Source organism: Rhodococcus sp. R1101 (assembly GCF_000278445.1).
GTDB classification, from domain to species: Bacteria; Actinomycetota; Actinomycetes; order Mycobacteriales; family Mycobacteriaceae; genus Rhodococcus; species Rhodococcus gordoniae.
Genome location: NZ_AJVB01000453.1, coordinates 1 through 3,198, shown reverse-complemented (window position 1 = coordinate 3,198; position 3,198 = coordinate 1). Strand labels below are relative to the sequence as shown.

Here is a 3,198-nt window from a genome sequence, read left to right as displayed (position 1 = left end):
GATTCGTGGCACCCTTGCCGCGGATGATCTCGTAGGCGCTGCGTACCACCTCGTCGAAGAGTTCGGCGCGGGTGTCGGCACCGAAGACCGGTCGTCCGTCGACGGTGAAGGAGTCCACCGGCACGCCGCCGATCGTCGCACCGGACCACAGAGCGACCTCCGAGTCGCCGTGCTCCCCGACGACGAACGCGTGGACGTTCTCGACGGCCACATCGGCGCGGTGCGCGAGCAGGTACCGCAGCCGACCGGAATCGAGCACCGTTCCCGATCCGAAGATCCGACCGTCCGTGATTCCGGTCGCCGCGACCGCGGCACGGGTCACGATGTCGACGGGATTGCTGACGAACACGATCACCGCGTCGGGGGAGACGGACAGCAGGCGGGGCGTCAGATCCCGTGCCAGCGCGACGTTCGCCGCGGCGAGCTCGAGGCGCGACTGGCCGGGATGCTGCTTGGCGCCCGCCGTGACGACGATCAGATCCGAACCGGCGGTGACCGCGACGTCGTCGCCGCCCTCGATCCGGCACGACGGCGCGAACTGGGTTCCGTGGTTCAGGTCGAGGACCTCGGCGCGCACCTTCGCGGGATTCGTGTCGAACAACGCGATCGCGTCGGCCGGACCCCCGCAGCAGACATGCGTAGGCCACTGCGGTACCGACGCTGCCGGCACCGACGACGGACAGTTTCGTACTGTTTCCGGCACTCGTGCGAGTCGCGGCCATGGACAGATTCTCGCCCACCGGACGGACGAACGCGAGCGGAGCGGCCGGCACGGGACGCGGCAGTTGCCCGACCGACGGGCGGTGCGGGCTCTAGCCTCGACTGCATGGCCACGACACCTTTCGACGCCGTCCTGTTCGACTTCTCCGGCACGTTGTTCCGGCTCGAGGAGGACGAGAGCTGGCTCGCCGACGTCACCGACGACGCGGGCGAACCCTTCGACGTGCACCGGCAGGCCGAACTCATGCGGCGGTTGACCGCGCCCACCGGCCAGCCCGTCGAGATGGACGCCGACGAGCACCACGCCTGGACCAATCGCGACCGCGAACCCCGTTGGCACCGCGAGGCCTATCTGACGGTGCTGAGGAAGTCGGGAGTCGCCGATCCCGAACAGGCACAGGCGCTGTACCGGAAGGTGACCGACCCCGATTGCTGGACGGTCTATCCCGACACGGTCCCCGTGATCGAGGCGCTCACCGGTGACGGGATCGCCGTGGGCGTGGTGAGCAATATCGCGTTCGACCTGCGGCCCGCTTTCGCGCGGCTCGGCATCGACGACCTCGTGTCGGTGTTCGCGTTGTCCTTCGAGGTGGGCGCCGTCAAACCCGAACCGGAGATCTTCCGTTACGCCGTCGACGCACTGGGCGTCGACCCGCGGCGCACGCTGATGATCGGCGACAGCGAAAAGGCGGACGGGGCCGCACGGTCGATCGGATGTGCGTTCGAACTCGTCGAACCGTCACCGACCGCCGAGCGGCACGACGCGCTGTGGACCGCGCTGGCCGCGGCCGGGATCACTCCGACGGAACCAGGCGCAGGGAGATCGAGTTGATGCAGTACCGCTTGTCGGTGGGCGTCGGGTAGCCCTCGCCCTCGAAGACGTGCCCGAGATGGCTGTGGCACGTCGCGCACACCACCTCGACACGCCGCATCCCCAGCGAGTCGTCCTCGCGCAGGATCACGGCGTCGGAGTCGGTGGGATCGAAGAACGACGGCCACCCGCAGTGCGAGTGGAACTTCTCGGTGCTGCGGAACAGTTCGGCACCGCACGCCCGGCATTCGTAGACGCCCTCGGTGTCGGTGTCGGTGTACTCGCCGACGAAGGGACGTTCGGTGCCGGCCTGCCGTAGCACGGCGAATTCGGCGGGAGTGAGTTTCGCGCGCCATTCCTCGTCGCTGTGGACGACCTTGGGTGCGGGTTCGGATCGAGGAGCAGACGTCATGATCTCCACGCTAACCGCGGCCGGGGCGCCCGTCACGTCTGCACCGGAACGGACGGATCACGTGCGGGCCGGTTGCTTCTCCTCGAGCAGGTGCGACGGTTCGATGCCGTCCGCCAGGCGTCCTTCGCGCTTCGCCGCGAGGTACCGGTCGACCAGGACGGCGAACACCACGATGAGCAGCAGCGACCACCCGAAGGTGGTTTTCATGTACTCCGCTGCCCGTCCGGCCTCCACCCACCGGTTCGACAGCCACGAGTCGTAGCTCAGGAAACCGTAGACGGCGAGCCAGGCGGGCCAGTTCCGCATCACGGAGTTCGGCAGCAGCACCGTCATCAGCAGCGGGAACAGCATCATCGAGTAGTACATCTGCCCGAGCGACCCGAGCAGGAACGACGCCGCGAGCAGCACACCGCCGGCGGTGCACACGAAGAACACCTCGTCGTGACGGTAGTAGCGGTAGAGCAGCCACACCGAGACCGCCACCATCACCGCGAGCACCGCCCGCAGACCGAGGATCAGCCACCCCGGAAGCCCGTAGTACATGCCGTTGCCGACGATCGCGCTGTTGAAGTAGTCGCGGGACTCGAGCAGATAGGGCACGGTGTGCTCGACGAACTGCCAGGCGTCGACCGACAGGGGCCAGGCGATGATCGTCAACGCGATCGGGACGGCGGCAGCGGTGACGAAGACCTTCCACTGCCCGCGGACGAGCGGCAACAACAACAGGGGCGCCAGGATCGGTTTGACGGCGAAGGTCAGGCCGAGCGCGGCTCCGGCCCATAGGTCACGCCGTTTGAGCAGCAGTGTCAAGAACGCGATCTCGCCGAGGAGGACGAGACCGTTGATGTTCGTGAAGACGAGTGTGTTGGTCACGGTCTCGGACGCAAACGCGGCGAAGACCAGCACCGGCGCGATCGGCGAATCGAGCCGCAGACCGAACATACGCAGCAGCAGGTACAGCGCGATGAGGATCGCGATCGCATTGGCCAGGATGAACAGCCACCGAGACCGTTCCGGGTCGATCACCGCGATCGGTGCGATCAGCAGGGTCCCGGAAGGTGGGTAGAGATAGTGGGGGTCGACCCACTGGAACTCGGCGGTGTACACGGGCCGACGGTTGAGGAAGGCCAGCGCCGCGTTGTAGACCGGGGTGAAGTCGTCCGTTCGAAACCCGTTGACCGCTTTGATCACGACCCGGTGCAGAACCGTCAGGACGGCGAGGGGCCACACCACAGCCTTGACCACCTCGGCGGTC

General features: G+C 67.3%; 3 protein-coding genes and 1 pseudogene. 1 reads left to right on the top strand and 3 read right to left on the bottom strand.

Annotated elements, in window-relative coordinates; all coding sequences use genetic code 11:
* A pseudogene (locus R1101_RS27645) lies at window positions 1–722 on the bottom strand (lactate/malate family dehydrogenase); the annotation flags it as partial.
* A 104-nt stretch (window positions 723–826) separates the two neighbouring features.
* Here R1101_RS27645 and R1101_RS0119715 point away from each other — a divergent pair.
* Entirely contained in the window at window positions 827–1,552 is a 726-nt protein-coding gene (locus tag R1101_RS0119715) for an HAD family hydrolase (RefSeq protein ID WP_016935035.1), read from the top strand.
* On the opposite strand, the gene msrB is transcribed toward R1101_RS0119715, so the two are convergent.
* Complete coding sequence (msrB, locus tag R1101_RS0119710) at window positions 1,515–1,943, bottom strand: peptide-methionine (R)-S-oxide reductase MsrB (protein WP_037224217.1); 429 nt, start codon at window positions 1,941–1,943, stop codon at window positions 1,515–1,517. The genes R1101_RS0119715 and msrB overlap by 38 nt on opposite strands.
* 57 nt (window positions 1,944–2,000) lie before the next feature.
* Window positions 2,001–3,198 (bottom strand): glycosyltransferase family 87 protein (locus R1101_RS27640; protein WP_016935033.1); only part of this gene is annotated, 1,198 nt, incomplete at its 5' end.

Bases quoted from the DNA above. Each gene is read 5' to 3' on its own strand.
- msrB (WP_037224217.1), bottom strand. From the start codon at position 1,943: ATGACGTCTGCTCCTCGATCCGAACCCGCACCCAAGGTCGTCCACAGC.
- R1101_RS0119715 (WP_016935035.1), top strand. From the start codon at position 827: ATGGCCACGACACCTTTCGACGCCGTCCTGTTCGACTTCTCCGGCACG.